Annotated in this window: 22 protein-coding genes; 18 read left to right on the top strand and 4 right to left on the bottom strand. The window is 63.7% G+C overall.

What is annotated here, in order from left to right; all coding sequences use genetic code 11:
- The first annotated feature begins 4 nt into the window (after window positions 1-4).
- From edd to ATY02_RS27975, 11 genes are all read left to right on the top strand, one after another.
- Window positions 5-1,831, top strand: a complete 1,827-nt coding sequence (gene edd, locus ATY02_RS28025; RefSeq protein WP_068579203.1) for a phosphogluconate dehydratase — start codon at window positions 5-7, stop codon at window positions 1,829-1,831.
- Window positions 1,828-2,778, top strand: coding sequence for a glucokinase (locus tag ATY02_RS28020; RefSeq protein ID WP_068579206.1), 951 nt, complete (start codon window positions 1,828-1,830; stop codon window positions 2,776-2,778). The genes edd and ATY02_RS28020 overlap by 4 nt, the downstream gene beginning before the upstream one ends.
- A 38-nt stretch (window positions 2,779-2,816) precedes the next feature.
- Window positions 2,817-3,548 carry a response regulator gene (locus tag ATY02_RS28015; protein WP_068579207.1) on the top strand — a complete coding sequence of 244 codons (732 nt, stop codon included), beginning with the start codon at window positions 2,817-2,819 and terminating at the stop codon, window positions 3,546-3,548.
- A gap of 31 nt (window positions 3,549-3,579) precedes the next feature.
- Window positions 3,580-5,007: an ATP-binding protein gene (locus ATY02_RS28010; protein WP_141698309.1), complete on the top strand. Its 1,428-nt coding sequence runs from the start codon at window positions 3,580-3,582 to the stop codon at window positions 5,005-5,007.
- A 204-nt stretch (window positions 5,008-5,211) separates the two neighbouring features.
- Complete coding sequence (locus tag ATY02_RS28005) at window positions 5,212-6,471, top strand: AGE family epimerase/isomerase (protein WP_068579211.1); 1,260 nt, start codon at window positions 5,212-5,214, stop codon at window positions 6,469-6,471.
- 116 nt (window positions 6,472-6,587) lie between these two features.
- Entirely contained in the window at window positions 6,588-7,880 is a 1,293-nt protein-coding gene (locus ATY02_RS28000; protein ID WP_068579213.1) for an ABC transporter substrate-binding protein, read from the top strand.
- A 170-nt stretch (window positions 7,881-8,050) separates the two neighbouring features.
- Window positions 8,051-8,959 carry a carbohydrate ABC transporter permease gene (locus ATY02_RS27995; protein ID WP_068579215.1) on the top strand — a complete coding sequence of 303 codons (909 nt, stop codon included), beginning with the start codon at window positions 8,051-8,053 and terminating at the stop codon, window positions 8,957-8,959.
- Window positions 8,952-9,797: a carbohydrate ABC transporter permease gene (locus tag ATY02_RS27990; protein ID WP_068579217.1), complete on the top strand. Its 846-nt coding sequence runs from the start codon at window positions 8,952-8,954 to the stop codon at window positions 9,795-9,797. Before ATY02_RS27995 ends, ATY02_RS27990 begins: the two co-directional genes overlap by 8 nt.
- A 3-nt stretch (window positions 9,798-9,800) precedes the next feature.
- Window positions 9,801-10,961, top strand: a complete 1,161-nt coding sequence (locus ATY02_RS27985) for an ABC transporter ATP-binding protein (protein WP_068579219.1) — start codon at window positions 9,801-9,803, stop codon at window positions 10,959-10,961.
- A gap of 88 nt (window positions 10,962-11,049) precedes the next feature.
- A complete protein-coding gene (locus ATY02_RS27980; protein ID WP_068579221.1) occupies window positions 11,050-12,399 on the top strand; it encodes a carbohydrate porin in 1,350 nt (449 codons plus the stop codon).
- Window positions 12,400-12,531: 132 nt separating this feature from the next.
- Window positions 12,532-13,386, top strand: coding sequence for a D-hexose-6-phosphate mutarotase (locus ATY02_RS27975; protein WP_068579223.1), 855 nt, complete (start codon window positions 12,532-12,534; stop codon window positions 13,384-13,386).
- 37 nt (window positions 13,387-13,423) lie between these two features.
- Here the strand turns inward: ATY02_RS27975 and hexR are convergent, their stop codons facing one another.
- Window positions 13,424-14,284, bottom strand: coding sequence for a DNA-binding transcriptional regulator HexR (gene hexR, locus ATY02_RS27970; protein ID WP_176719805.1), 861 nt, complete (start codon window positions 14,282-14,284; stop codon window positions 13,424-13,426).
- Between the two features lie 304 nt (window positions 14,285-14,588).
- Here hexR and zwf point away from each other — a divergent pair, with 304 nt between their 5' ends.
- Genes zwf through ATY02_RS27955 form a run of 3 tightly spaced genes read left to right on the top strand, consistent with a single transcriptional unit; the run spans window position 14,589 to window position 17,441 of the window.
- Complete coding sequence (gene zwf, locus ATY02_RS27965; protein WP_068579228.1) at window positions 14,589-16,058, top strand: glucose-6-phosphate dehydrogenase; 1,470 nt, start codon at window positions 14,589-14,591, stop codon at window positions 16,056-16,058.
- Window positions 16,045-16,758 carry a 6-phosphogluconolactonase gene (gene pgl / locus ATY02_RS27960; protein ID WP_068579231.1) on the top strand — a complete coding sequence of 238 codons (714 nt, stop codon included), beginning with the start codon at window positions 16,045-16,047 and terminating at the stop codon, window positions 16,756-16,758. The genes zwf and pgl overlap by 14 nt, the downstream gene beginning before the upstream one ends.
- Window positions 16,759-16,775: 17 nt before the next feature.
- A complete protein-coding gene (locus tag ATY02_RS27955) occupies window positions 16,776-17,441 on the top strand; it encodes a bifunctional 4-hydroxy-2-oxoglutarate aldolase/2-dehydro-3-deoxy-phosphogluconate aldolase (RefSeq protein ID WP_022640431.1) in 666 nt (221 codons plus the stop codon).
- A gap of 153 nt (window positions 17,442-17,594) precedes the next feature.
- On the opposite strand, the gene ATY02_RS27950 is transcribed toward ATY02_RS27955, so the two are convergent.
- Window positions 17,595-18,785, bottom strand: a complete 1,191-nt coding sequence (locus ATY02_RS27950; protein WP_068579236.1) for an aminotransferase class V-fold PLP-dependent enzyme — start codon at window positions 18,783-18,785, stop codon at window positions 17,595-17,597.
- 45 nt (window positions 18,786-18,830) lie between these two features.
- Window positions 18,831-19,067: a DUF3820 family protein gene (locus ATY02_RS27945; RefSeq protein ID WP_068579239.1), complete on the bottom strand. Its 237-nt coding sequence runs from the start codon at window positions 19,065-19,067 to the stop codon at window positions 18,831-18,833.
- A gap of 231 nt (window positions 19,068-19,298) precedes the next feature.
- Here ATY02_RS27945 and ATY02_RS27940 point away from each other — a divergent pair, with 231 nt between their 5' ends.
- The 4 genes from ATY02_RS27940 (at window position 19,299) to ATY02_RS27925 (ending at window position 22,980) form a co-directional block, all read left to right on the top strand.
- A complete protein-coding gene (locus ATY02_RS27940) occupies window positions 19,299-19,766 on the top strand; it encodes a ferritin-like domain-containing protein (protein ID WP_068579241.1) in 468 nt (155 codons plus the stop codon).
- Window positions 19,767-19,921: 155 nt separating this feature from the next.
- The gene (locus tag ATY02_RS27935; protein WP_068579371.1) at window positions 19,922-21,910 is read left to right on the top strand and encodes an FUSC family protein; all 1,989 of its coding nucleotides are present in this window, start codon (window positions 19,922-19,924) and stop codon (window positions 21,908-21,910) included.
- Window positions 21,897-22,103, top strand: coding sequence for a DUF1656 domain-containing protein (locus tag ATY02_RS27930; protein WP_068579245.1), 207 nt, complete (start codon window positions 21,897-21,899; stop codon window positions 22,101-22,103). The genes ATY02_RS27935 and ATY02_RS27930 overlap by 14 nt, the downstream gene beginning before the upstream one ends.
- Before the next feature lie 10 nt (window positions 22,104-22,113).
- Window positions 22,114-22,980: an HlyD family secretion protein gene (locus ATY02_RS27925; RefSeq protein ID WP_068579249.1), complete on the top strand. Its 867-nt coding sequence runs from the start codon at window positions 22,114-22,116 to the stop codon at window positions 22,978-22,980.
- Between the two features lie 15 nt (window positions 22,981-22,995).
- Here the strand turns inward: ATY02_RS27925 and ATY02_RS27920 are convergent, their stop codons facing one another.
- Window positions 22,996-23,466 carry a MaoC family dehydratase gene (locus ATY02_RS27920; protein WP_068579250.1) on the bottom strand — a complete coding sequence of 157 codons (471 nt, stop codon included), beginning with the start codon at window positions 23,464-23,466 and terminating at the stop codon, window positions 22,996-22,998.
- Window positions 23,467-23,508 lie beyond the last annotated feature (42 nt).

The raw sequence follows: 23,508 nt of genomic DNA, 5'->3' as shown, positions 1-23,508 counted from the left end.
ACACATGCATCCCCGCGTTCTTGAGGTCACCGAACGGCTCATCGCCCGTAGTCGCGCCACTCGCCAGGCCTATCTCGCCCTGATTCGCGGTGCGGCCAGCGACGGCCCGCAGCGCGGCAAGCTGCAATGCGCGAACTTCGCCCATGGGGTGGCCGGTTGTGGCGCCGAAGACAAGCACAGCCTGCGGATGATGAACGCGGCCAACGTGGCGATTGTTTCGTCATATAACGACATGTTGTCGGCGCACCAGCCCTACGAGCATTTCCCCGAGTTGATCAAGAAGGCCCTGCGCGAGATCGGTTCGGTGGGCCAGTTCGCCGGCGGCACCCCAGCCATGTGCGATGGCGTGACCCAGGGCGAGGCGGGGATGGAGCTGAGCCTGCCGAGCCGCGAGGTCATTGCGTTGTCCACGGCGGTAGCGCTGTCGCACAACATGTTCGATGCCGCCCTGATGCTCGGTATCTGCGACAAGATCGTCCCGGGCCTGATGATGGGAGCCCTGCGCTTCGGCCACCTGCCAATGATTTTCGTCCCGGGCGGCCCCATGGTCTCGGGGATCTCCAACAAACAGAAAGCCGACGTGCGCCAGCGCTATGCCGAAGGCAAGGCCAGTCGCGAAGAGCTGCTGGAATCGGAGATGAAGTCCTACCACAGCCCGGGCACCTGCACCTTCTATGGCACCGCCAACACCAACCAGTTGCTGATGGAGGTCATGGGCCTGCACTTGCCCGGCGCGTCCTTCGTCAACCCCAACACGCCGTTGCGCGACGCCCTGACCCATGAGGCGGCGCAACAGGTCACCCGCCTGACCCGCCAGAGCGGCCACTTCACGCCCATTGGTGAAATCGTCGACGAGCGTTGCCTGGTCAACTCCATCGTTGCCTTGCACGCCACTGGCGGCTCCACCAACCACACCCTGCACATGCCGGCCATCGCCCAGGCTGCGGGCATCCAGCTGACCTGGCAGGACATGGCCGACCTCTCCGAGGTGGTGCCGACCCTGTCCCACGTCTATCCCAACGGCAAGGCCGACATCAACCACTTCCAGGCCGCCGGCGGCATGTCGTTCCTGATCCGCGAACTGCTGGAGGCCGGGCTGCTCCACGAAGACGTCAACACCGTGGCCGGCCCGGGCCTGAGCCGCTATATCCAGGAGCCGTTCCTCGATAACGGCAAGCTGGTATGGCGCGATGGCCCGATCGAAAGCCTCGATGAAAGCATCCTGCGCCCGGTGGCCCGGGCCTTCTCGCCGGAAGGCGGGCTGCGGGTCATGGAAGGCAACCTGGGGCGCGGGGTGATGAAGGTCTCCGCCGTGGCTCCCGAGCACCAGGTCGTCGAGGCTCCGGCCATGGTGTTCCAGGACCAGCAGGACCTGGCCGATGCTTTCAAGGCCGGCCAACTGGAGAAAGACTTCGTGGCGGTGATGCGCTTCCAGGGGCCGCGTTCCAACGGCATGCCCGAGCTGCACAAGATGACCCCTTTCCTGGGTGTGCTGCAGGACCGCGGCTTCAAGGTGGCCCTGGTCACCGACGGGCGCATGTCTGGCGCCTCGGGCAAGATCCCGGCGGCCATTCATGTCAGCCCCGAAGCCCATGTCGGCGGGGCGCTGGCCCGAGTGCGGGATGGCGACATCATTCGCGTGGATGGCGTCAAGGGCACCCTGGAGCTTAAGGTGGACGCCGAACAGTTCGCCGCCCGCGAGCCGGCCAAGGGCCTCTTGGGCAACAACGTCGGCACCGGCCGCGAACTCTTCGCCTTCATGCGCATGGCCTTCAGCTCGGCAGAGCAGGGCGCCAGCGCCTTCACTTCTGCCCTGGAGACACTGAATTGAAACTGGCCCTGGTCGGCGACATCGGCGGCACCAACGCTCGGTTCGCGTTGTGGAAAGACCAACAGCTGGACGCGATCCAGGTCCATGCGACGGCGGACTACAGCTGTCCGGAAGATGCCATCAAGGCCTACCTGAAGGAGCAGGGCCTGGCCCTGGGCGCGGTGGGCTCGGTGTGCCTCTCGGTGGCCGGGCCGGTCAGTGGCGACGAGTTCCGCTTCACCAACAATCACTGGCACCTCAACCGCCAGGCGTTCTGCCAGGCGCTGCAGGTCGAACGCCTGCTGCTGGTCAACGATTTTTCGGCCATGGCCCTGGGCATGACTCGCCTGCAGCCGGATGAGTTCCGTGTGGTCTGCGAGGGCGTTGCCGAGCCGTTGCGTCCGGCGGTGGTGATCGGCCCGGGCACCGGCCTGGGGGTGGGTACCCTGCTGAACTTCGGTGATGGCCGCTACATGGCCCTGCCGGGTGAGGGCGGGCATGTCGACCTGCCCTTGAGCAGTCCCCGGGAAACCCAGCTCTGGCAACACATTCATAACGAGATCGGCCATGTCAGCGCCGAAACCGCCCTCAGCGGTGGCGGCCTGCCCCGGGTCTACCGGGCCATCTGCGCAGTGGACGGCCACGAGCCGCGGCTGGATACCCCCGAGGCGATCACCGCTGCGGGGTTGGCCGGCGACCCCATCGCCCGCGAGGTGCTGGAGCAGTTCAGTTGCTGGCTGGGCCGGGTGGCGGGCAACAATGTGCTGACCACCGGTGGCCGGGGCGGGGTGTACATCGTCGGCGGGGTGATCCCGCGTTTTGCCGACTTTTTCATCCAGAGCGGCTTCGCCAAGAGCTTTGCCGACAAGGGCTGCATGAGCGACTACTTCAAGGGCATCCCGGTGTGGCTGGTGACCGCGCCCTATTCCGGACTGACCGGCGCCGGGGTGGCCCTGGAACAGGCATAATCGCCCCCCATTCATGACAACAACAAAGGACGGCATGGGTGAGTTCAGTCAGTAGGTCGATCTTGTTGGTCGACGACGATCAGGAAATCCGCGAGCTGCTGGAGACCTACCTCAGTCGCTGTGGCTTCCAGGTGCGCAGCACCGCCGATGGCGCGGGCTTTCGCCAGGCCCTGAGCGAGGCCCCCTGTGATCTGGTGATCCTCGACGTGATGCTGCCCGATGAGGACGGCTTCAGCCTGTGTCGCTGGATTCGCCAGCACCCCAAGCGCGGCCAGGTGCCGATCATCATGCTCACCGCCAGCTCCGATGAAGCCGACCGGGTCATCGGCCTGGAGCTGGGGGCCGATGACTACCTGGGCAAGCCGTTCAGCCCTCGTGAGTTGCAGGCACGGATCAAGGCCTTGTTGCGCCGCGCGCAATTCGCCCAGGAACGGGCCGGTGGCGAGGTGCTGTGCTTCGACGAGTGGCGCCTGGATGTGATCAGCCACCGCCTGTTCCACAATGACGGCGAGGAAGTGATCCTCTCCGGCGCCGACTTCGCCCTGCTCAAGCTGTTTCTCGATCATCCCCAGGAAATCCTCGACCGCGACACCATCGGCAATGCCACCCGTGGCCGCGACCTGATGCCCCTGGATCGCATCGTCGACATGGCGGTCAGCCGCTTGCGCCAGCGCCTGCGGGATACTGAAAAGCCCCCGCGGCTGATTCGCACGGTGCGCGGCAGTGGCTACCAGTTGGCGGCCAATGTGGTAGCTGACTGTGCTCGCTGAAACCCTCAAGGGCTGCCTGCAACGGGTGCCTATGCCGCGTTCGCTGTTGGGCCGGATGCTGTTGCTGACCCTGTTGGTGGTGCTGCTGGCCCAGGCCCTGTCCAGCGTGATCTGGGTCTCGCAGTTGCGCGCCACCCAGCTCGAGGGCCTGGTGACCAGCGCCCGCAGCCTGGCCCATTCGATGACCGCCAGCGTCAGTTACCTGCGTTCGCTGCCGGTGGCCTATCGGCCGCTGGTACTCGACCAATTGCGCAGCATGGGCGGCACGCGTTTTGTCGTGACCCTCAACGACAAGCCGCTGGACATGCAGGTGTTGCCGGCCACGCCGCGCAAGGAGGCGGTACTGCAGGCGGTGGAGCAGGTGTTGCGCCAGTCCCTGGGCAACGATGCGGACATCTCCGTGACCTTCGTGCGTCCCGACGACCTGCGGATCTTCAATGGCGGCCTGAAGCTCGACGAGCTGCCACGGTCCTGGGCCCACTACGCCCTGACCCTGGAACCGGTGAATCCGCCGGTGCTGGTGACCCAGATCCAGATGGCCCCGGGCGAGTGGTTGTACATCGCTTCATTGCTGCCCGAGCCCTACACCAGCCTTGAAGAGCAGGGGCTGCCGGCGCAACAGGTGTGGTTCATCCTGCTGACCAGCGGCTTCCTGTTGCTGTTCATCGGCCTCTTGGTGCACTGGCAGAGTCGGCCCCTCAAGCGCCTGGCCCGGGCCGCCCGCGAGTTGTCCCTGGGCGCCGATGTGCAGCCGGTGGCGCCGGGCGGCGGCAGCGAGGTGGTGGAAGTGGCGAGGGCCTTCAACAGCATGCGCGAGCGCATCAGCCGCTACCTGACCGAGCGCAGCCAGCTGTTCAGCGCCATCTCCCACGACTTGCGCACCCCCATCACCCGCCTGCGGTTGCGGGTGGAGCTGCTGGAGGACGAACAGCTGCAAGCCAAGTTCGGCCGCGACCTCGATGAGCTGGAGCTGCTGGTCAAGGGCGCCCTGCAATGCGTCAAGGACACCGACATCCACGAGAACATTGAGCCGGTCGACCTCAACCAGGTGCTCGATTGCCTGGTGGAACCGTATCTGGCGCCCAATGGCAATGGCCGGGTGACCCAGCAGGGACGAGCTTTGGCCAGCTACCCGGGCAAGCCCCTGGCGCTCAAGCGCTGCATGGGCAATTTGATCGACAACGCCCTGAAGTATGGGCAGAACGCCCACCTGCATATCGAAGATGACGCCAGCGCCTTCATCCTGCACGTGGACGACGAGGGCCCCGGCGTGCCCCAGCAGCGGCTGGAGCAGGTCTTCGAGCCACACTTTCGCCTGGCCGGCCAGCAGCAGGGCTACGGCCTGGGCCTGGGCATCGCGCGCAACATCGCCCATAGCCATGGCGGGGAAGTCAGCCTGCAGAACCTGCGCGAGGGTGGCCTGCGGGTGACCTTGTACCTGCCGCGTTTCGCGGACTGAACAACCCTCCTGTAGCAGCGGGGCTTGCCTGGCAAGCGTCATGCCTGGCACGGCGCGGTATCGTGCATCGCGAGCAAGCTTCGCTCCTACCGGCGTCCGCTGGTTTGTCACGGCCTGGTGACATTTGCCGTGTCCTTCGTTACCTGGGGCGAACCTTGGCTTGATTAGACTCAAGCCTTCGACAAGAACAACAACAGGTCGTCCATGGAACCTCTTTCCCTGCCGTTCAGCAGTTGGCTGAACGCTCCCGCACACCACAGCTGGCTGGCCGCCGAGGGCCTGCGGCTGCTGGACTTCGCCAAGGCTTCACGACTTGCCGAGGGCTTCGGCAACCTGGATGCCCGGGGCTGCCTGCCTGCTGGCGCCCGGGCCGAAACCATGAATACCGCGCGCATGACCCACAGCTTCGCCATGGCCCATATCCAGGGGCTGCCTGGCTTTGCCGAACTGGTGGACCACGGTGTCGCGGCACTCTTGGGTCCGCTGCGCGATGCCGAGCACGGCGGCTGGTTCGCGGTGGCCGGGCAGGCCGACGGCAATGGCGGCAAGGCTGCCTACTTGCATGCCTTCGTCGCCCTGGCCGCCAGTTCCGCGGTGGTGGCCCGGCGCCCGGGGGCCGAGGCCTTGCTGGAGCAGGCGGTTGGCGTGATCGAGGAGCATTTCTGGAGCGAGCAGGAGGGCGCAATGATCGAGTCCTTCAGCCGCGACTGGAGCGAGCAGGAGGCCTATCGCGGGGCCAACAGCAACATGCACGCCACCGAGGCCTTTCTCGCCCTGGCCGATGTCGCACAGGACCCGCGCTGGCTCAGCCGCGCCCTGCGCATCGCCGAGCGCTTGATCCACGGCCATGCCGCGGCCAACGACTTCATGGTGGTCGAACACTTCGACCTGGATTGGCAGCCCTTGCGCGATTACAACCGGGAGTGTCCCGCCGATGGTTTTCGCCCCTTCGGCACCACGCCGGGCCACGGATTCGAGTGGGCGCGGCTGTTGCTGCACCTGGAAGCCGCGCGGGGCCAGGCCGGAATGCTGACCCCTGGCTGGCTGGTGCTGGATGCCCAGCGCCTGTTCGACAGCAACTGCCGTCACGGCTGGAACGTGGATGGCGCCCCGGGGATCGTCTACACCCTGGATTGGGACAACCGCCCGGTGGTGCGCCAGCGCCTGCACTGGACCCACGCCGAAGCCAGCGCCGCCGCCAGTGCCCTGCTCAGGCGCACCGCAGAGGAGTGTTACGAGACCTGGTACCGGGTTTTCTGGGAGTTCTGCCAGGCGCATTTCATCGATCATGAGTTCGGCAGCTGGCACCACGAACTGGGCCTGGACAACCGCCCTGCGGCAGAAATCTGGGGCGGCAAGCCGGACCTTTATCACGCCTGGCAGGCCGTGCTGATTCCGCGCCTGCCGCTGGCGCCGAGCATGGCCTCGGCCCTGGCCCAAGTGCCTGCCACGGGCTCTGTGTAACCATGCAGTGACATTTCTCCATCGCTTCGTTACCCGGGCGCTGGACTAGGCTGTTTAGACTCGTTTGCAGCGCAAGCACCAGACTTGCATGCATAACAACAAGAAAGGTACTTCAGATGAATGCGATTTCTCGCCTCGCCACTGTCATTTCCCTTGCCTCCCTGTTTCCCCTGAGTGCCCTGGCCGCCGACTCCAAAGGCTCCGTGGAAGTGGTCCATTGGTGGACGTCCGGTGGTGAAAAGGCTGCGGTCGATGTGCTCAAGGCCCAGGTGGAGAAAGACGGTTTCACCTGGAAGGACGGCGCCGTGGCCGGCGGTGGCGGTTCCACCGCGATGACCGTGCTCAAGAGCCGCGCCGTGGCCGGCAACCCGCCGGGCGTGGCGCAGATCAAGGGCCCGGACATCCAGGAGTGGGGCAGCACCGGCCTGCTCAGCACCGATACCCTGAAGGACGTGGCCAAGAGCGAGAATTGGGACGGCCTGCTCTCGCCCAAGGTGGCCAATACCGTCAAGTACGAAGGGGACTACGTGGCCGTGCCGGTGAACATCCACCGGGTCAACTGGCTGTGGATCAACCCCGAGGTGTTCAAGAAGGCCGGGATCGCCAAGGCGCCCACCACCCTCGAAGAATTCTATGCCGCCGGTGACAAGCTCAAGGCGGCCGGCTTCATCGCCCTGGCCCACGGTGGCCAGCCCTGGCAGGACAGCACCGTATTCGAAGACATGGTGCTCTCGGTGATGGGCGCCGAAGGCTACAAGAAGGCCCTGGTGGACCTGGACCAGAAGACCCTGGCAGGCCCGGAGATGACCAAGACCTTCGCCGAGTTGAAGAAGCTCTCCGGCTACATGGACCCCAACCGTGCCGGGCGTGACTGGAACATCGCCGCCGCCGACGTGATCAACGGCAAGGCCGGGATGCAGATGATGGGCGACTGGGCCAAGAGCGAATGGACCGCGGCCAAGAAGGTCGCCGGCAAGGATTACCAGTGCGTGCCGTTCCCGGGCACCGACAAGGCCTTCACCTACAACATCGACTCCCTGGCGGTATTCAAGCTCAAGGCCGACCGCAAGGGCGATATCGCCGCCCAGCAGGACCTGGCCAAGGTTGCCCTGGGCAAGGATTTCCAGAAGGTCTTCAGCATCAACAAAGGCTCGATCCCGGTGCGTACCGACATGCTCAACGACATGGGCGCCGAAGGTTTCGACTCCTGCGCCCAGGCCGCCGCCAAGGACTTCCTGGCGGACGAGAAGACCGGCGGGCTGCAGCCGAGCATGGCGCACAACATGGCCACGTCCCTGGCGGTGCAGGGCGCGATCTTCGATGTGGTGACCAACTTCATGAACGACAAGGATGCGGACCCGGCCAAGGCCAGTGCGCAACTGGCGTCGGCGGTCAAGGCCGCGCAGTGAGGCCTGGGCCGCAGGCGTGCCTGCGGCCATTCCCGAAACGCTCTCCCTGGTAGGAGCGAGGCTTGCCCGCGAAGGCGGTGCATCGGTGGGCATCGACTTGAGTGTCGGTGCCCATTCGCGGGCAAGCCTCACTCCTACGGATACTCACTCCTTCACACTGGATTATCTCGATGAGCTCTGTGGCGGTTTTCAGCAAAGCCTCGCCGTTGGATGCCTTGCAGCGCTGGTTGCCCAAGTTGGTGCTGGCGCCGAGCATGGTGATCGTGCTGGTGGGCTTTTATGGCTACATCATCTGGACCTTCATTCTGTCCTTCACCAATTCCAGCTTCATGCCGAGCTACAAGTGGGTCGGCTTGCAGCAATACCTGCGGCTGATGGACAACGACCGCTGGTGGGTGGCGAGCAAGAACCTGGCCGTGTTCGGCGGCTTGTTCATCGGTATCAGCCTGGTGCTGGGGGTGTTCCTGGCGGTGCTGCTGGACCAGCGCATCCGCCGCGAAGGCTTCATCCGCACTGTCTACCTGTACCCCATGGCGCTGTCGATGATCGTCACCGGCACCGCCTGGAAATGGCTGCTCAATCCCGGCTTGGGCTTGGACAAGATGCTGCGCGACTGGGGCTGGGAAGGCTTTCGCCTGGACTGGCTGGTGGACCAGGATCGCGTGGTCTACTGCCTGGTGATCGCCGCCGTATGGCAGGCCTCGGGTTTCGTCATGGCAATGTTCCTGGCCGGCCTGCGGGGTGTCGACCAGTCGATCATCCGTGCGGCCCAGGTGGACGGCGCCAGCCTGCCGACCATCTACCTGAAGATCGTCCTGCCGAGCCTGCGCCCGGTGTTCTTCAGTGCCTTCATGATCCTGGCCCACATCGCGATCAAGAGTTTCGACCTGGTGGCGGCGATGACCGCCGGCGGCCCTGGCTACTCTTCCGACCTACCGGCGATGTTCATGTACTCCTTCACCTTCAGCCGTGGCCAGATGGGCATCGGTTCGGCCAGCGCCATGCTGATGCTGGGCGCGGTGCTGACCATCCTGGTGCCGTACCTGTATTCCGAACTGCGAGGCAAGCGCCATGACTGATTCGCTCGCCAGGCCGCGCCTGAATTTCAGCCGGATCGCCATCTACGCCACGCTGCTGCTGGCGGCGGCGGTGTACCTGGTGCCGCTGGTGGTGATGCTGCTCACCAGCTTCAAGACTCCCGAGGACATCCGTACCGGCAACCTTTTGAGCTGGCCCCAGGTGGTCGATGGCATCGGCTGGATCAAGGCCTGGGACACCGTGGGTGGCTATTTCTGGAACTCGGTGAAGATCACCGTGCCGGCGGTGCTGATCTCTACCCTGATCGGCGCGCTGAACGGCTATGTGCTGTCGATGTGGCGCTTTCGCGGTTCGCAGCTGTTCTTCGGCCTGTTGCTGTTCGGCTGCTTCCTGCCGTTCCAGACCGTGCTGCTGCCGGCCTCGTTCACCCTTGGCCGGTTCGGCCTGGCCAACACCACCACCGGCCTGGTGCTGGTGCATGTGGTCTACGGCCTGGCCTTCACCACGCTGTTCTTTCGTAACTATTACGTCAGCGTGCCGGATGCCCTGGTCAAGGCCGCGCGCCTGGATGGGGCGGGGTTCTTCACCATCTTCGGGAAGATCCTGCTGCCAATGTCGGTGCCGATCATCATGGTCTGCCTGATCTGGCAGTTCACCCAGATCTGGAACGACTTCCTGTTCGGCGTGGTGTTCGCCAGTGGCGACGCGCAACCGATCACCGTGGCCCTGAACAACCTGGTCAACACCAGTACCGGGGTCAAGGAATACAACGTTGACATGGCGGCGGCGATGATCGCGGGGCTGCCGACACTGCTGGTGTACATCTTCGCCGGCAAGTATTTCCTGCGCGGGCTGACGTCCGGCGCGGTCAAGGGGTAAGGCATGGCAACTCTCGAATTACGCAACGTCAACAAGACCTACGGTGCCGGCCTGCCGGACACCTTGAAGAACATCGAGCTGAAGATCGACGACGGCGAGTTCCTGATCCTCGTCGGCCCCTCGGGGTGCGGCAAGTCGACCCTGATGAACTGCATCGCTGGCCTGGAGACCATCAGCGGCGGGGCGATCCTGGTGGATGACGCCGACATCAGCGGCATGAGCCCCAAGGACCGGGACATCGCCATGGTGTTCCAGTCCTACGCGCTGTACCCGACCATGAGCGTGCGCGACAACATTGCCTTCGGCCTGAAGATCCGCAAGATGCCTGCCGCCGAGATCGATACCGAGGTGGCGCGGGTGGCCAAGCTGCTGCAGATCGAGCATCTGCTGGCGCGCAAGCCGGGCCAGCTTTCCGGTGGCCAGCAGCAGCGGGTGGCCATGGGCCGGGCCCTGGCTCGGCGGCCGAAGATCTATCTGTTCGACGAGCCGCTGTCCAACCTCGATGCCAAGCTGCGGGTCGAGATGCGCACCGAAATGAAGTTGATGCACCAACGCCTGAAGACCACCACGGTGTATGTCACCCATGACCAGATCGAGGCCATGACTTTGGGGGACAAGGTGGCGGTGATGAAGGACGGGATCATCCAGCAATTCGGGACGCCGCAGCAGATCTACAACGAACCGGCCAACCTGTTCGTGGCAAGCTTCATCGGCTCGCCACCGATGAACTTCATTCCCCTGCGCCTGCAGCGCCAGGAGGGGCGGTTGCTGGCCTTGCTGGACAGTGGCCAGGCCCGTTGCGAGCTGCCGTTGGGGCCGCGTGACGCCGGGCTCGAGGAGCGCGAGGTGATCCTTGGCATCCGTCCGGAGCAGATCGCCCTGGCGCCCGCCGAGGCCAACGGCCTGCCGAGTATCCGTGCCGAGGTCCAGGTGGTGGAGCCTACCGGGCCCGACACCCTGGTATTCGTCACCCTCAACGGCACCAAGGTCTGCTGCCGGCTGGCCCCGGACCAGGCGCCCGCGGCCGGGCAGAACCTGACCTTGCAGTTCGACCCGGCCCGGGTCCTGCTGTTCGATGCCCAGAGCGGCGAGCGCCTGGGCGTGGCCAGCCCTGCCATGGCCCAGGGCCACGGCGGCAATGTGGCGCAATTCAAGGGGCGATGAATTCGTGGCGGATGGCCTGTCATCCGTCGCAGGGACTGTAAACCGCGTTGGATAAACCGTTAATAACAATAAAGACGAGGATGTAGGGATGAAAAAGCAACACGGCAATACCCGCCTGCTCTGCCAGCTTTCGGCGGTGGCGGCGCTGGTCCTGTCTGGCCAGGCCATGGCCGACGAAGCGTTCGGCGCCAATTCCAAGTGGATGACCGGTGACTGGGGCGGTACACGCACCAAGCTGCTGGAGCAGGGGATCGACATCAAGGCCGACTACGTCGCGGAGATGGGCGCCAACCTCCATGGTGGCTACAACGACGACAAGACCGGGCGCTACAGTGACCAGTTCGGCCTGGGCGTGGCGTTCGACCTGCAAAAACTGCTGGGATGGGACAACACCCAGGCCAAGATCCAGCTGACCAACCGTAATGGCCAGAACATCTCCAACGATCGCGTCGGCGATCCCCGGGCCGGCACTTTGAGTTCCTCCCAGGAGGTCTACGGCCGTGGGCACATGGTGCGCTTGACCCAACTGTGGATCCAGCACCAGTTCCTGGACGGCAAGCTGGACGTCAAGGCCGGTTATTTCGGCGAGGGCGAGGACTTCAACACCTTCCCCTGCGAGTTCCAGAACCTGGCCTTCTGCGGTTCCCAGGTGGGCAACTGGGCGACCAACATCTGGTACAACTGGCCGGTCAGCCAGGCGGCGCTGCGCATCAAGTACCACATCACTCCCGAGTTCTATGCGCAGATCGGCGCCTACAACCAGAACCCTTCGCAGACCGAGCACGGCAATGGCTTCAAGCTCAGCGGCAGCGGCACCAAGGGCACGGTATTGCCGGTAGAGCTGGTGTGGTCGCCCAAGGTCAATAACCTGCCGGGCGAGTACCGTGTGGGTTACTACAAGAGCACGGCCAAGGCCAATGACGTGCGTGAGGACGCCAACGGCCAGGACGCCGCTACCACCGGCAGCGCCTATCGCGTGCACAACAGCAAGCACGGCTACTGGTTCGTCGCCCAGCAGCAGCTCACCACCCATAACGGCGATGCCTCGCGCGGCCTGAACATCGCCGCCAACGCCACCTTCCATGACAAGGACACCAACATCATCGACAACTACCAGTCGCTGATGTTCGTCTACAAGGGGCCGTTCGACGCCCGGCCAAAGGATGACGTGGGCATCGGTTTCGCCCGGATTCATGTCAACGACGACGTGAAGAAGAACGCCCAGCTGGCCAACGCCGCCATCGGTGTGAGCGACTATGACAACCCGCTGTACTCGCCATTGCGCGAAACCGAGTACAACTACGAGATCAACTACGGGTTCCATGTGACCGACTGGCTGACCGTGCGGCCGAACCTGCAGTACATCACCCATCCGGGCGGTGTGGACCAGGTCGACAACGCCCTGGTGGCCGGCCTGAAAATTCAGTCGGTGTTCTGACGCTGTTGCGATAAGCTCCTTTCTCTGTGCGCATATTGCGGATGGCCTTGGCTATCCGCTTTTTTTTGGATGACTCCTTCGCCACAGCCGTTCGCCAGTATGGCTACCCCATGATTTTCAGGATCGCGGCATATGCATGAGCATCCCTTGCAACGCTTTTTCAAGACCCTGCGCGAGCGCCCGGTGTTTGCCTGGGAGCGCTACCAGATGCGTGATGTGCTGGTGATCGACCATCCGCTGTGCCAGGCGGTATTCAGCCGCCAGGGCGCGCAGCTCCTGCACTTCCAGCCAACCGGGCAGAAACCCTGGCTCTGGTGCGCGGCGAAGTGGCCGCAGGTGGGGGCGATCCGGGGTGGGGTGCCGGTGTGCTGGCCCTGGTATGGCCGTCATCCGAGCGAGAACGCCTGGCCGTCCCATGGCTGGGCGCGCTTGCTGGACTGGAAGCTGCTGGACAGCGACAGCGATGACGACGGTGTGCGCCTGCATTGGCAATTGCAGCTGTGCGACTGGAAGGTCGAGCTGCATGCGCACCTGGGCCAGGACATGGACCTGCGCTTGAGCACCGAGCACCAGGACAGCGAACCCTGCCAGTTGAGCCAGGCGCTGCACGCCTACTGGCGTATTGGCGATGTCGGTGAGGTAGCGCTGTCCGGGCTCGATGGCGCCGAGGGTTACGATCATTTGAATCGCCAGGCCTGCCGGCAACAGGGCGAGTTGCGGGTCGACGGTGGCTGCCAGCGGGTGTTCCAGCACGAGGGCGAGTTGCAGATCGAGGACCGTGCCTGGCAGCGTGCGCTGCGCATCGATACCGGCGAGGACGCCGACACCGTGGTCTGGCATCCCGGTACCCGGCCACTGCTGGGGGTGAGTTGGAGCGAGGTGTCGCGTTTCGTCTGTGTCGAAGCGGCCGCCGGTGGCACCGACAGCCTGCGCCTGGCGCCGGGGGAACGGGCCCACCTGAGCCTGCAGGCGCGGGCAGCGGGGTAGGGCAAAGGGCTCCCGCAACTCGCGGGAGCCTGTGGTCTCAGTCGAGCTCGTCGCCGGCCGGGTAGCGGCTGGCGTTGAGGCTTTCCTTGATCTTGCGCAGGTGTGGCTGGAAGTCCACGCCACGGCGCAGGGTCATGCCGGTGGCCAGGACATCGAGCACCGTGAGCTGGATGATCCGCGAGGTCATGGGCATGTAGATGTCGGTGTCTTCCGGCAGTGGCAGGTGCACACTCAGGCTGCACGCCTTGGCCAGCGGCGAGCCGGCGGCGGTGATGCCGAGTACCGAGGCGCCGTTTTCCCGGGCCTGGCGCGCGACCTCCACCAACTCGCGGGTACGGCCGGTGTAGGAGATGATCACGAACAGGTCGCCGGTGTGCGCCACCGAGGCGAGCATGCGCTGCATCAGCACGTCTGGGTGGGCCGACACGGCCAGGTTGAAGCGGAAGAACTTGTGCTGGGCGTCCATGGCCACCGGGGCCGAGGCGCCGAGGCCGAAGAAGTGGATCTGCCGGGCCTGGATCATCATGTCTACGGCGCGGCTGACCTGCTGCGGATCGATCTGCTGGCAGGCGCTGTCCAGCGAGGCAATGGCGCTGGCGAAGATCTTTTGCGTGTAGGCTTCAGGGTTGTCGTCGGCTTCCACGGCACGGCTGACATAGGCCGCGCCGCTGGCCAGGCTCTGGGCCAGTTGCAGCTTGAGTTCGGGGTAGCCGCTGACGCCGAACGAACGGCAGAAGCGGTTGACCGTCGGTTCGCTGACCGACGCGGCCTGGGCCAGGGCGGCGATGCTGAAGCGGGTGGCCTGCTGTGGGTTGAGCAGGATGACTTCGGCGACTTTGCGTTCCGCCTTGTTCAAATCTTCAAGGCGGTTCTGGATCTGCTCCAGTAGATTTCGCACTCGGTCCATTCAGGTTTCCTAGATCGGTTAGACAGGTGAAACGGCGGGGCCGGGAGGCGGTCAACCCAGGGTAGGCAATGGTGCTTGCTGCACTGCCTTCAAGGGGCCTGTGATTGCGCTATGTACCGGGCTCGCCGCGCCTGCAATGCGAAGTTGAGAGGTGGCCTATCCTACTGATGGCCTGGAGTGACCACCACCGCGAATCGATATTTTGTAAAAATGTTGTGTTTATTACTACATTTTTCCTTGAGTGATACCTTGAAAAAAGGTATTTGTAGCTTAACTTGATAAAAGAACAAACATCATGCCTTCGATTACGGTTGAACCCTGCACCTTTGCCTTGTTCGGCGCGCTGGGCGATCTGGCGCTGCGTAAGCTGTTTCCTGCCTTGTACCAGCTCGATGCCGCCGGCCTCTTGCATGAGGACACGCGGATCCTGGCCCTGGCCCGCGAGCCGGGCAGCGAGCAGGAACACCTGGCCAATATCGAAGCCGAATTGCACAAGTACGTTGGCGACAAGAATATCGATGCCGAGGTCTTGCAGCGTTTCCTGGTGCGCCTGAGCTATGTGCACGTGGACTTCCTCAAGGCCGACGACTATGTGGGCCTGGCCGAGCGAGTGGGCAGCGAGCAACGCCTGATTGCTTACTTCGCCACTCCGGCGGCGGTGTACGGGGCAATCTGCGAGAACCTGTCCCGGGTCGGGCTGAACCAGCACACCCGGGTGGTCCTGGAGAAACCCATCGGCTCGGACCTGGAGTCCTCGCGCAAGGTCAATGACGCCGTGGCGCAGTTCTTCCCGGAAAACCGCATCTATCGGATCGACCACTACCTGGGCAAGGAAACGGTACAGAATCTGATCGCCCTGCGTTTTGCCAACAGCCTGTTCGAAACCCAGTGGAACCAGAACTACATCTCCCACGTGGAAATCACCGTGGCCGAGAAGGTCGGCATCGAAGGCCGCTGGGGCTATTTCGACAAGGCTGGCCAGCTGCGGGACATGATCCAGAACCACTTGCTGCAATTGCTCTGCCTGATCGCCATGGACCCGCCGGCCGACCTCTCGGCCGACAGCATCCGCGACGAGAAGGTCAAGGTGCTCAAGGCCCTGGCGCCCATCAGCCCCGAAGGCCTGACCACCCAGGTGGTGCGTGGCCAGTACATTGCCGGCCATAGCGAAGGCCAGTCGGTGCCGGGCTACCTGGAGGAAGAGAACTCCAACACCCAAAGCGACACCGAGACCTTCGTCGCCCTGCGTGTCGACATCCGCAACTGGCGTTGGGCCGGGGTGCCGTTCTACCTGCGCACCGGCAAGCGCATGCCGCAGAAACTGTCGCAGATCGTCATCCACTTCAAGGAACCCTCGCACTACATCTTTGCCCCCGAGCAGCGCCTGCAGATCAGCAACAAGCTGATCATCCGCCTGCAACCGGACGAAGGCATTTCGTTGCGGGTGATGACCAAGGAGCAGGGCCTGGACAAGGGCATGCAATTGCGCAGCGGCCCGTTGCAGCTGAATTTTTCCGATACCTATCGCAGTACGCGGATTCCCGACGCCTACGAGCGGTTGTTGCTGGAAGTGATGCGCGGCAACCAGAACCTGTTTGTGCGCAAAGATGAAATCGAAGCCGCGTGGAAGTGGTGCGACCAGTTGATCGCCGGCTGGAAGAAGTCCGGCGATGCGCCCAAGCCCTATGCGGCCGGGTCCTGGGGGCCGATGAGTTCCATTGCACTGATCACGCGGGATGGGAGGTCATGGTATGGCGATATCTGATTTGCAATTGCCAGCGGGCGTGCGCGCCCACGAATTTCGCAGCTCGACTCTTCTGGCTGCGGGCCAGGCCCTGAAGGTCGCCGAACAACTGCGCGAGGCCATCGCAGCCCGTGGCCAGGCGACCCTGGTGGTATCGGGTGGCCGCAGTCCGGTGGCGTTCTTCCAGGCCCTGGTCAAGCAGGAGCTGGACTGGTCCAAGGTACTGATCAGCCTGGCCGACGAACGTTGGGTCCCGGTGGAACACGCCGATAGCAATGCCGGCCTGCTCAAGCAGCACTTGCTGGTGGGGCCGGTGGCCAAGGCGCGTTTCCTTGGTCTGTATAGCGCTGCGGCCAGCCTGGAAGAAGCTGCCCAGCAAGCCGACGAGGCCCTGGCGCAGTTGCCTGGGATCGACGTGCTGGTACTGGGCATGGGCGATGACGGGCATACCGCCTCGCTGTTCCCTGGCAGCCCGAACCTGGCCGAGGCGCTCGAGCCCGCTGGCAGCCGCCGTTGCTGGCCGATGCTGGCGCCCACCGTGCCCCGTCAGCGCCTGAGCATGAGCCGGGCCCTGTTGGCGTCGGCCCGTAGCAGCCTGCTGTCGATATCCGGCCAGTCCAAGCTGGCCACCCTGAGTACCGCACTGGCTGGCGACGTGGTCGCCGACATGCCGATTCGTGCCTTTCTGCAAACCCCGTTAGAGATTTACTGGTGCCCATGAGCCAAGGATCAGCCGCGATGACAAACCTCCCTCCGACCGTTTCCATGGCGGACAAAGTAGCCCTGCTCGACAGCCTCTGCGCCAAGGCGCGGATCCTGCCGGTGATCACCATCGCCCGTGAGCAGGACGTGCTGCCTCTGGCCGATGCCCTGGCCGCAGGTGGCCTGACGGCCCTGGAAGTCACCCTGCGTTCGCAGTTCGGCCTCAAGGCCATCCAGATCCTGCGCGAGCAGCGCCCGGAACTGGTGACCGGCGCCGGCACCGTGCTCGACCCGCAGATGCTGGCGGCGGCTGAGGCGGCGGGCTCGCAGTTCATCGTCACCCCGGGCATCACCCGCGAGCTGCTGCAAGCCAGCGTCGCCAGCCCAATCCCGCTGTTGCCGGGAATCAGCAACGCCTCCGGGATCATGGAGGGGTATGCCCTGGGTTATCGCCGCTTCAAGCTGTTCCCCGCTGAGGTCAGCGGTGGCGTGGCGGCGATCAAGGCCCTGGGCGGTCCGTTCGGCGAGGTCAAGTTCTGCCCTACCGGCGGAGTCGGACCGGCCAATATCAAGAGCTACATGGCGTTGAAGAACGTGATGTGCGTGGGCGGTAGCTGGATGCTCGATCCGCAGTGGATCAAGGACGGCGACTGGGCCCGTATCCAGGAGTGCACGGCACAGGCCCTGGCCCTGCTGGACTGAATCCAATCCTATTCGTTGGTGTGTTCTACGGCTTTATGGTGCGCTTGGTCGGCGCACCTTTTTTTTGCCCGGAAAAAAGTGCCGCCCTGAACTCCCCGGAACCGCTGGCACAAAGGGCTGATGAAGGCCCTGGGGCAGCGGCTCCGGAGGGCTTCAGCTGGTGGCCAGCTCCTCAAGGGCGACGACCAGGCGCTGGATATGTTCCAGCGGCGTCACCAGACCCGGGGTGATGCGGATACAGGGGCCAAAGCCTGCGCCCTTGCGGATCACCGTGAACAGGTCGTAGTCGTGCAGTAGCCGGTCCACCAGGGCTTGCTGATCCTGGTGGCGAGTGAAGCGCAGGGCGCTGATGGCACAGCACAGGCGCGGGTCTGCCGGTGTCATCACCTCGATGCCCGGCAACTGGCGCACGGCTTCGGTCCAGGTTTCGCGTAGGTAATTCAGGCGCGCGCCCTTGGCTGCCGCGCCGCCCATGGCCCGGTGTTCTTCGAACACCCGCGGCAAGGTCATCAAGGCCGGGATGTTGGGCGTGCTGTAGGGCGTGCGGGCGCGGATGTCGTCCACTGGAAAGTGGAACTCGTCCATGTCGGGGTCGATCGCGTCCAGGCGCTCGGGATCGATGTAGAGAAAGCCCAGGCTCAATGGCGCACCGATCCACTTGTGCAGGTTGAAACCGGCGAAGGCGATACCCAGCTGCTGCAGGTCGAAATCGATCTGGCCCAGGGCGTGGGCACCGTCGAGGATGATATCGACCTGGTATTCCTTGGCCAGGGCTGCGATGGCCTGGACCGGCATCACCAGGCCGCTGCGGTGGGTGACGTGGGTCAGGGGCATCAACTTGAGGCGCGGATAGCGCTCGAATGCATCCTTGTAAGTCGCCACAAGACTGTCAAAACTGGCAGGGTGCTGGTGCTGGATCTCTATCACTTCCACGCCGCGGTGGCGGGCCAGCCAGCGCATGGCGCTTTTCACTGTGTCGTACTCCAGGTCGCTGAGCAGCACCTGGTCTCCGGGTTGCAGGCGATTGTAGTTGCGGATCAGCGATTGCAGGGCGTCGGAGGCACAGCGGGTCAAGGCCACGGCGTTATCCGGGACCTCTAGCAGTTGTGCCAGCTGGTGGCGGATCTGCAGCGCTTCGACCTGCTCGAAGCGCTGGCGCACATGCACCGAATTGCTGCTGTTGACCCACAGGATATTGCGTTGGTAGTCCTCGGCCACTGTACGGGTCATGCGTCCGAAATAGCCGTTCTCGAGGTTGATCGGTCCGGACTCGAGGTCGAATTGCCGGGCAATGCCCCGCCAATGCTCTTCGTCGCGGGCCAGCGTGGTGACAGTCCTTGGCATGCTGGGCTCTTTATCGGTGATGGAGGTTCAGGGAAGGGGTAGCGGTCAATGGCGGGGCTTGGGCTTGCCGTGCTTGGCGCGCAGCGGATCGAGCAGGTCGGACAGGCCGTTGTGGTCGATTTCCTGCATCAGGGCCAGCAGGCCACCGAGTTCGCCCTTGGGGAAGCCTTCGCGGGCGAACCAGTTGAGATAGGGGCCGGGCAGGTCGGCCAGGATGCGGCCCTTGTACTTGCCGAAGGGCATTTCCCGGGTGACCAGAAGTTCTAGTGTTTCAGGATTCATGGCGGCCACCGTGGTGTGATTCGAGAGCCTTGGAAAATACAGGCATTCTGCATGCAGGCCAAATGACAGATCATGCAAATAACGCGGATACAGATTTGCTGACTATGGTTAACCTATTGAATTTAAAGATAAATATTTTATCGAAAAGTCTGGCATGGGCACTGCAATGGTAAACGACAGGAAGGTCGGCGACGGTCGATCCCATTCTCGTAACCTGCAAGGAACCTGAAAATGACTGACTTGAACAAAGAAGCGATTTCGGTACTCAACAGCCTGATCGAGACCAGCAAGGATGGCCAGGAGGGCTTCAAGACCTGCGCCGAGGACATCAAGCATCCCGAGCTCAAGGCCCTGTTCATCAAGCGCTCCACCGACTGTGCCAGCGCAGCGGCGGAACTGCAGTCGGTGGTACGTTCGATGGGCGGCGATCCCGAGACCTCCACCAGTGTCAGCGGCGATCTGCATCGGCGGTGGGTCGATCTTAAATCCCTGGTCACAGGCAAGGACGAGGAGGCGGTGCTCAATGAGGCCGAGCGTGGTGAAGATCATGCGCTCAAGGCCTACAAGGATGCCCTGGAGAAAATCGGCAAGCACAACCTGGTGGGAATCCGCGATGTCGTGGAGCGCCAGTACCATGGCGCGCAACGCAACCATGATCAGGTCAAGGCCCTGCGCAATCAGGCCCGTGCTCGTCACTAAGGCTAAAAACCTGTCAAAAACGCCAGCCAGTCTGGCGTTTTTTATGCCTGGAATTTAATGCTGGACGGCATTTAGTTAGCTTGCTAATAATTAGCTCGCGCCCACCTCATCCGTTCCCGACTATCGTTCAATCAATACCCTGAGAGTCCTTGCCCGTGCCCATCACCTTGCAGGCCTTGCTTGCTCCCGACCTTCGCGCATTGCAGTTCGCGATCAAGACCCTGTTGGGGGGAGGTGTGGCCCTGTGGCTGGCCTTGCGCTGGGGGCTGGAGCAACCGTCGTGGGCCTTGATGACGGCGTTCATCGTTGCCCAGCCGCTGTCCGGGATGGTCCTGCAGAAGGGCCTGGCGCGGCTGCTGGGGACCTTGATCGGAACTATCATGTCGGTGTTGTTCATGGCGCTGTTCGCCCAGACGCCCTGGTTGTTCCTGTTGGTACTCGCCTTGTGGCTGGGGCTGTGCACTGCCAGTTCGACCTTGCTGCGCAGTGCCTGGTCCTATTCTTTCGTGCTGGCGGGCTACACCGTGGCGATCATTGCCCTGCCGGCCATCAGCCATCCACTGAGTATCTTCGATCAGGCCGTGGCGCGCTGTACGGAGATTTCCCTGGGGATCATTTGTGCAACCGCCAGCAGCGCCTTGATCTGGCCCATGCGTGTCGAACGCCAATTGGCCGACCAGGCCCGTGCTGCCTGGCAAAGCGGCATGCAGGCAGCCCGTGCCACGCTGGCCGGCGAGGCCCTGGATCGCAAGGGCTTGCTGGAGATCCTCGGGCGGATCGTTGCCGTGGATTCCCAGCGTGAACATGCCTGGTTCGAAGGGCCTTCCGGACGCCTGCGGGCCCGGGCCATCAGTGGCCTGAGCCAGAAGTTGCTGATGCTGCTGCGTATCTCCCGCTCGGTGCGGCGCCAGTGGAAACAACTGGACGTGGAGCAAGCCCGGCAGTTGCAGCCCTGGATGGAGGAAGTACAGCAAGCCCTGGCAATTGCGGACATGGCCGCCCTGCAGGCATTGCGAAGACGCTTGCTGGACGCTTCCCACGATGAGCGGATCAGCCCGGCACAGAGTTTCTGCCTGGCACGTTTTGCCTTGTTGCTGGACACCGCCCTGGCCGCGAGCCTGGCCCTGGATGCGGTGCAGCAGGGGCGGGCACCGCTGGAGCAACCGGCGAACCTGAGCCCCCATCGTGATCTCTCTCTGGCCCTGGTATTCGGCGCACGCAGTGCCCTGGCGTTCCTGGCCGTGGCCAGCTTCTGGCTGGCCACGGCCTGGCCCGCCGCTTCCGGGGCGATGTTGCTGACCTGCGTAGTGTGTGGCCTGTTCGCCAGTCGGGAGAACGGCGCGCAGATCGGCATGAGCTTCATGCGCGGGATCTTTTTGGCGGTCCCTTCGGCCTTTGTGGTCGGGCAGATCCTGCTGCCTCAGTGGAGTGGCTTCCCGATGCTGGCAATGGCCATGGGCGTGCCATTGTTCCTTGGTGCCCTGGGCATGGCCAAGCCGCAGATCGGCGCGACCGCGACGTCGTTCTGCCTGCATTTCATTGTGCTGATCTCGCCGATGAACCGGATGAGCTTCGATGTGGCCAATTTCTTCAACAGTGCCCAGGCCATGGTGTTGGGAGTGGGCGCTGCCGTGTTGGCCTTCCACCTTCTGATCCTGCGTGATCCAGCCTGGCACGGTCGACGTTTGCTGGCGGCGACCCTGAGCGATCTGGTGCGCCTGACTCGGCGCAATCTGCGGGGCGCCGAAAGCTGGTTCGGTGGGCGCATGGCCGATCGGCTGTTGCAATTGGCGCGACATTATCCGGAGCTGCCGGAGCCGGCCCGCAGCCGTTGGGACGATGGCCTGCTGGGGTTGGATATCGGCGATGAGTTGATGCACCTGCGCTTGAGCCTTGCGGTGGCCCAGGTACCGGCGAGCAAGGCGCAACGCGATTACTTCGAGCAATTGCAGAAGGTCCTGCAGCAAGGACCTGCGGGCAGTCGCCAGGATGCCCTGGTCGCGCCGGGTGCAGCCTTGCTCCAGGCCCTGGAGCAGTACCCTTCCAGCGATGCGCTGAAGCTGGCCAAGGGCGCAGTGTGGCAATTGCAAAACAGCTGGCGCAGTTGGTGCCGGCAGCAGGAGGACAGTCATGGGGCTGCGTGAGTGGGCATTGGGTGGGGTGTTGCTCAGCCCGTTCCTGATCTATGTGCTATTGGCGCTGCTGATTACCGGCGGGTTGCGCCTCCTGGTGCGAGCCACCGGGCTGGGGCGCTGGATCTGGCACGAGGCTTTGTTCGATTGTGCCCTGTACGTCTGTGTGTTGACGGTGGTGACGCTCGTTCTCGGGCCTTTATAAGGAGTTGATCATGCGTACACCCGTACGTGTCGTGTTTACCTTGTGCCTGGTGGCGCTGGCGGTCTTCGCCGGTTATCACCTGTGGCAGTACTACATGCTTACCCCCTGGACTCGCGATGCCCGAATTCGCGCTGACGTGGTGATCGTGGCTCCGGACGTATCCGGCTGGGTCCGTGAACTCAAGGTGGCGGACAACCAGTCGGTGAAGGCCGGGCAGCTGTTGCTGAGCATCGACCGCGATCGCTTCGAGGCGGCCCTGGAAAAAGCCCAGGCGGTGGTGCAGACCCGCCAGCAGCAATTGAGCTTGCGTGAGCATGAGGCCAGTCGTCGTGCTGCCCTGGGGCCCCAGGCCATCAGTGCCGAGCTGCGGGAAAATGCCCAGATCAATGCCGGCATCGCCCGTGGCGAGCTGCGCCAGGCCCAGGCCGAAGCCAAGGTCGCTGAATTGAACCTGGCGCGCAGCCAGGTGCATGCACCCCGTGACGGGCACATCACCAACTTGCGCCTGGCCGAGGGTAATTACGTCAATGCCGGGCAGTCGGTGATGGCGCTGATCGACGACTCGACGTTCTATGTACAGGCCTACTTCGAGGAAACCAAATTGCCGCGGATCAAGGTTGGTGACCCGGTCAAGGTCTGGCTGATGAGTGCCGGGGAGGCCTTGCAGGGGCATGTCGAAAGCATCAGCCGAGGGATCACTGACCGCAACGCCACGCCTGACGGGCAACTGCTGGCCGAGGTGGAGCCGACATTCAACTGGGTACGCCTGGCCCAGCGGATTCCAGTGCGGATCAAGCTCGACAAGGTGCCCGAGGGTGTCAACCTGAGCGCCGGCATGACCGCCAGCGTCCAGGTCGAAGAGGGGAGTGGCAAGTAGGGGCTTGCCCAGGCCTCAGCCGATGGTGATGGCCGGCAGGGTGGGCAGGGTCACGGTCTGCTGTTTGCGCGGGGCAAGGATCTCGGCTTCGCCGTCGACCACCAGCTCATCGCGCTGGTTGAGCACGCGGGTGGCGATGCGTACGCGAAACTTGGGCAGTTTTTCCAGGATTTCCAGGTGCACGGTCAGGGTGTCGCCGATCTTCACCGGCTTCTGGAAGCTCATTTGCTGGCCGAGGTAGATGGTGCCCGGGCCAGGCAGCTCGCAGGCGACTGCGGCGCTGATCAGGGCGCCGCTGAACATGCCGTGGGCGATGCGTTCCTTGAACATGGTCGCAGCGGCGAACTCGGGGTCCAGGTGTACCGGGTTGTGATCGCCGGACATGGCGGCGAACAACTGGATATCACGCTCCTCGACAGTCTTGCTGTACTGGGCGGTCTGGCCGACCTCCAGGGCTTCGTAAGGTGTGTTGGTCACCTGGGTCATCTTGCGGAAATCCTCTGACAGATAAATGAGCGTACTGGCGCA

Source organism: Pseudomonas sp. BIOMIG1BAC (assembly GCF_001705995.2).
Classification (GTDB): domain Bacteria; phylum Pseudomonadota; class Gammaproteobacteria; order Pseudomonadales; family Pseudomonadaceae; genus Aquipseudomonas; species Aquipseudomonas sessilinigenes.
Note: the sequence above shows the minus strand (reverse complement) of the source record. Positions and strands in the feature narration are given on the sequence as shown.

Excerpts from the sequence above, each read along its gene's own strand:
- ATY02_RS27995 (WP_068579215.1), top strand. The coding sequence starts at position 8,051 with ATGAGCTCTGTGGCGGTTTTCAGCAAAGCCTCGCCGTTGGATGCCTTG.
- ATY02_RS28005 (WP_068579211.1), top strand. The coding sequence starts at position 5,212 with ATGGAACCTCTTTCCCTGCCGTTCAGCAGTTGGCTGAACGCTCCCGCA.
- ATY02_RS27930 (WP_068579245.1), top strand. The coding sequence starts at position 21,897 with ATGGGGCTGCGTGAGTGGGCATTGGGTGGGGTGTTGCTCAGCCCGTTC.
- ATY02_RS27925 (WP_068579249.1), top strand. The coding sequence starts at position 22,114 with ATGCGTACACCCGTACGTGTCGTGTTTACCTTGTGCCTGGTGGCGCTG.
- ATY02_RS27955 (WP_022640431.1), top strand. The coding sequence starts at position 16,776 with ATGACAAACCTCCCTCCGACCGTTTCCATGGCGGACAAAGTAGCCCTG.
- ATY02_RS27920 (WP_068579250.1), bottom strand. The coding sequence starts at position 23,466 with ATGACCCAGGTGACCAACACACCTTACGAAGCCCTGGAGGTCGGCCAG.
- ATY02_RS27980 (WP_068579221.1), top strand. The coding sequence starts at position 11,050 with ATGAAAAAGCAACACGGCAATACCCGCCTGCTCTGCCAGCTTTCGGCG.
- ATY02_RS27950 (WP_068579236.1), bottom strand. The coding sequence starts at position 18,785 with ATGCCAAGGACTGTCACCACGCTGGCCCGCGACGAAGAGCATTGGCGG.
- ATY02_RS27985 (WP_068579219.1), top strand. The coding sequence starts at position 9,801 with ATGGCAACTCTCGAATTACGCAACGTCAACAAGACCTACGGTGCCGGC.
- zwf (WP_068579228.1), top strand. The coding sequence starts at position 14,589 with ATGCCTTCGATTACGGTTGAACCCTGCACCTTTGCCTTGTTCGGCGCG.
- ATY02_RS27940 (WP_068579241.1), top strand. The coding sequence starts at position 19,299 with ATGACTGACTTGAACAAAGAAGCGATTTCGGTACTCAACAGCCTGATC.
- ATY02_RS27945 (WP_068579239.1), bottom strand. The coding sequence starts at position 19,067 with ATGAATCCTGAAACACTAGAACTTCTGGTCACCCGGGAAATGCCCTTC.
- pgl (WP_068579231.1), top strand. The coding sequence starts at position 16,045 with ATGGCGATATCTGATTTGCAATTGCCAGCGGGCGTGCGCGCCCACGAA.
- ATY02_RS27975 (WP_068579223.1), top strand. The coding sequence starts at position 12,532 with ATGCATGAGCATCCCTTGCAACGCTTTTTCAAGACCCTGCGCGAGCGC.
- ATY02_RS27990 (WP_068579217.1), top strand. The coding sequence starts at position 8,952 with ATGACTGATTCGCTCGCCAGGCCGCGCCTGAATTTCAGCCGGATCGCC.
- ATY02_RS28010 (WP_141698309.1), top strand. The coding sequence starts at position 3,580 with ATGCCGCGTTCGCTGTTGGGCCGGATGCTGTTGCTGACCCTGTTGGTG.
- edd (WP_068579203.1), top strand. The coding sequence starts at position 5 with ATGCATCCCCGCGTTCTTGAGGTCACCGAACGGCTCATCGCCCGTAGT.
- ATY02_RS28000 (WP_068579213.1), top strand. The coding sequence starts at position 6,588 with ATGAATGCGATTTCTCGCCTCGCCACTGTCATTTCCCTTGCCTCCCTG.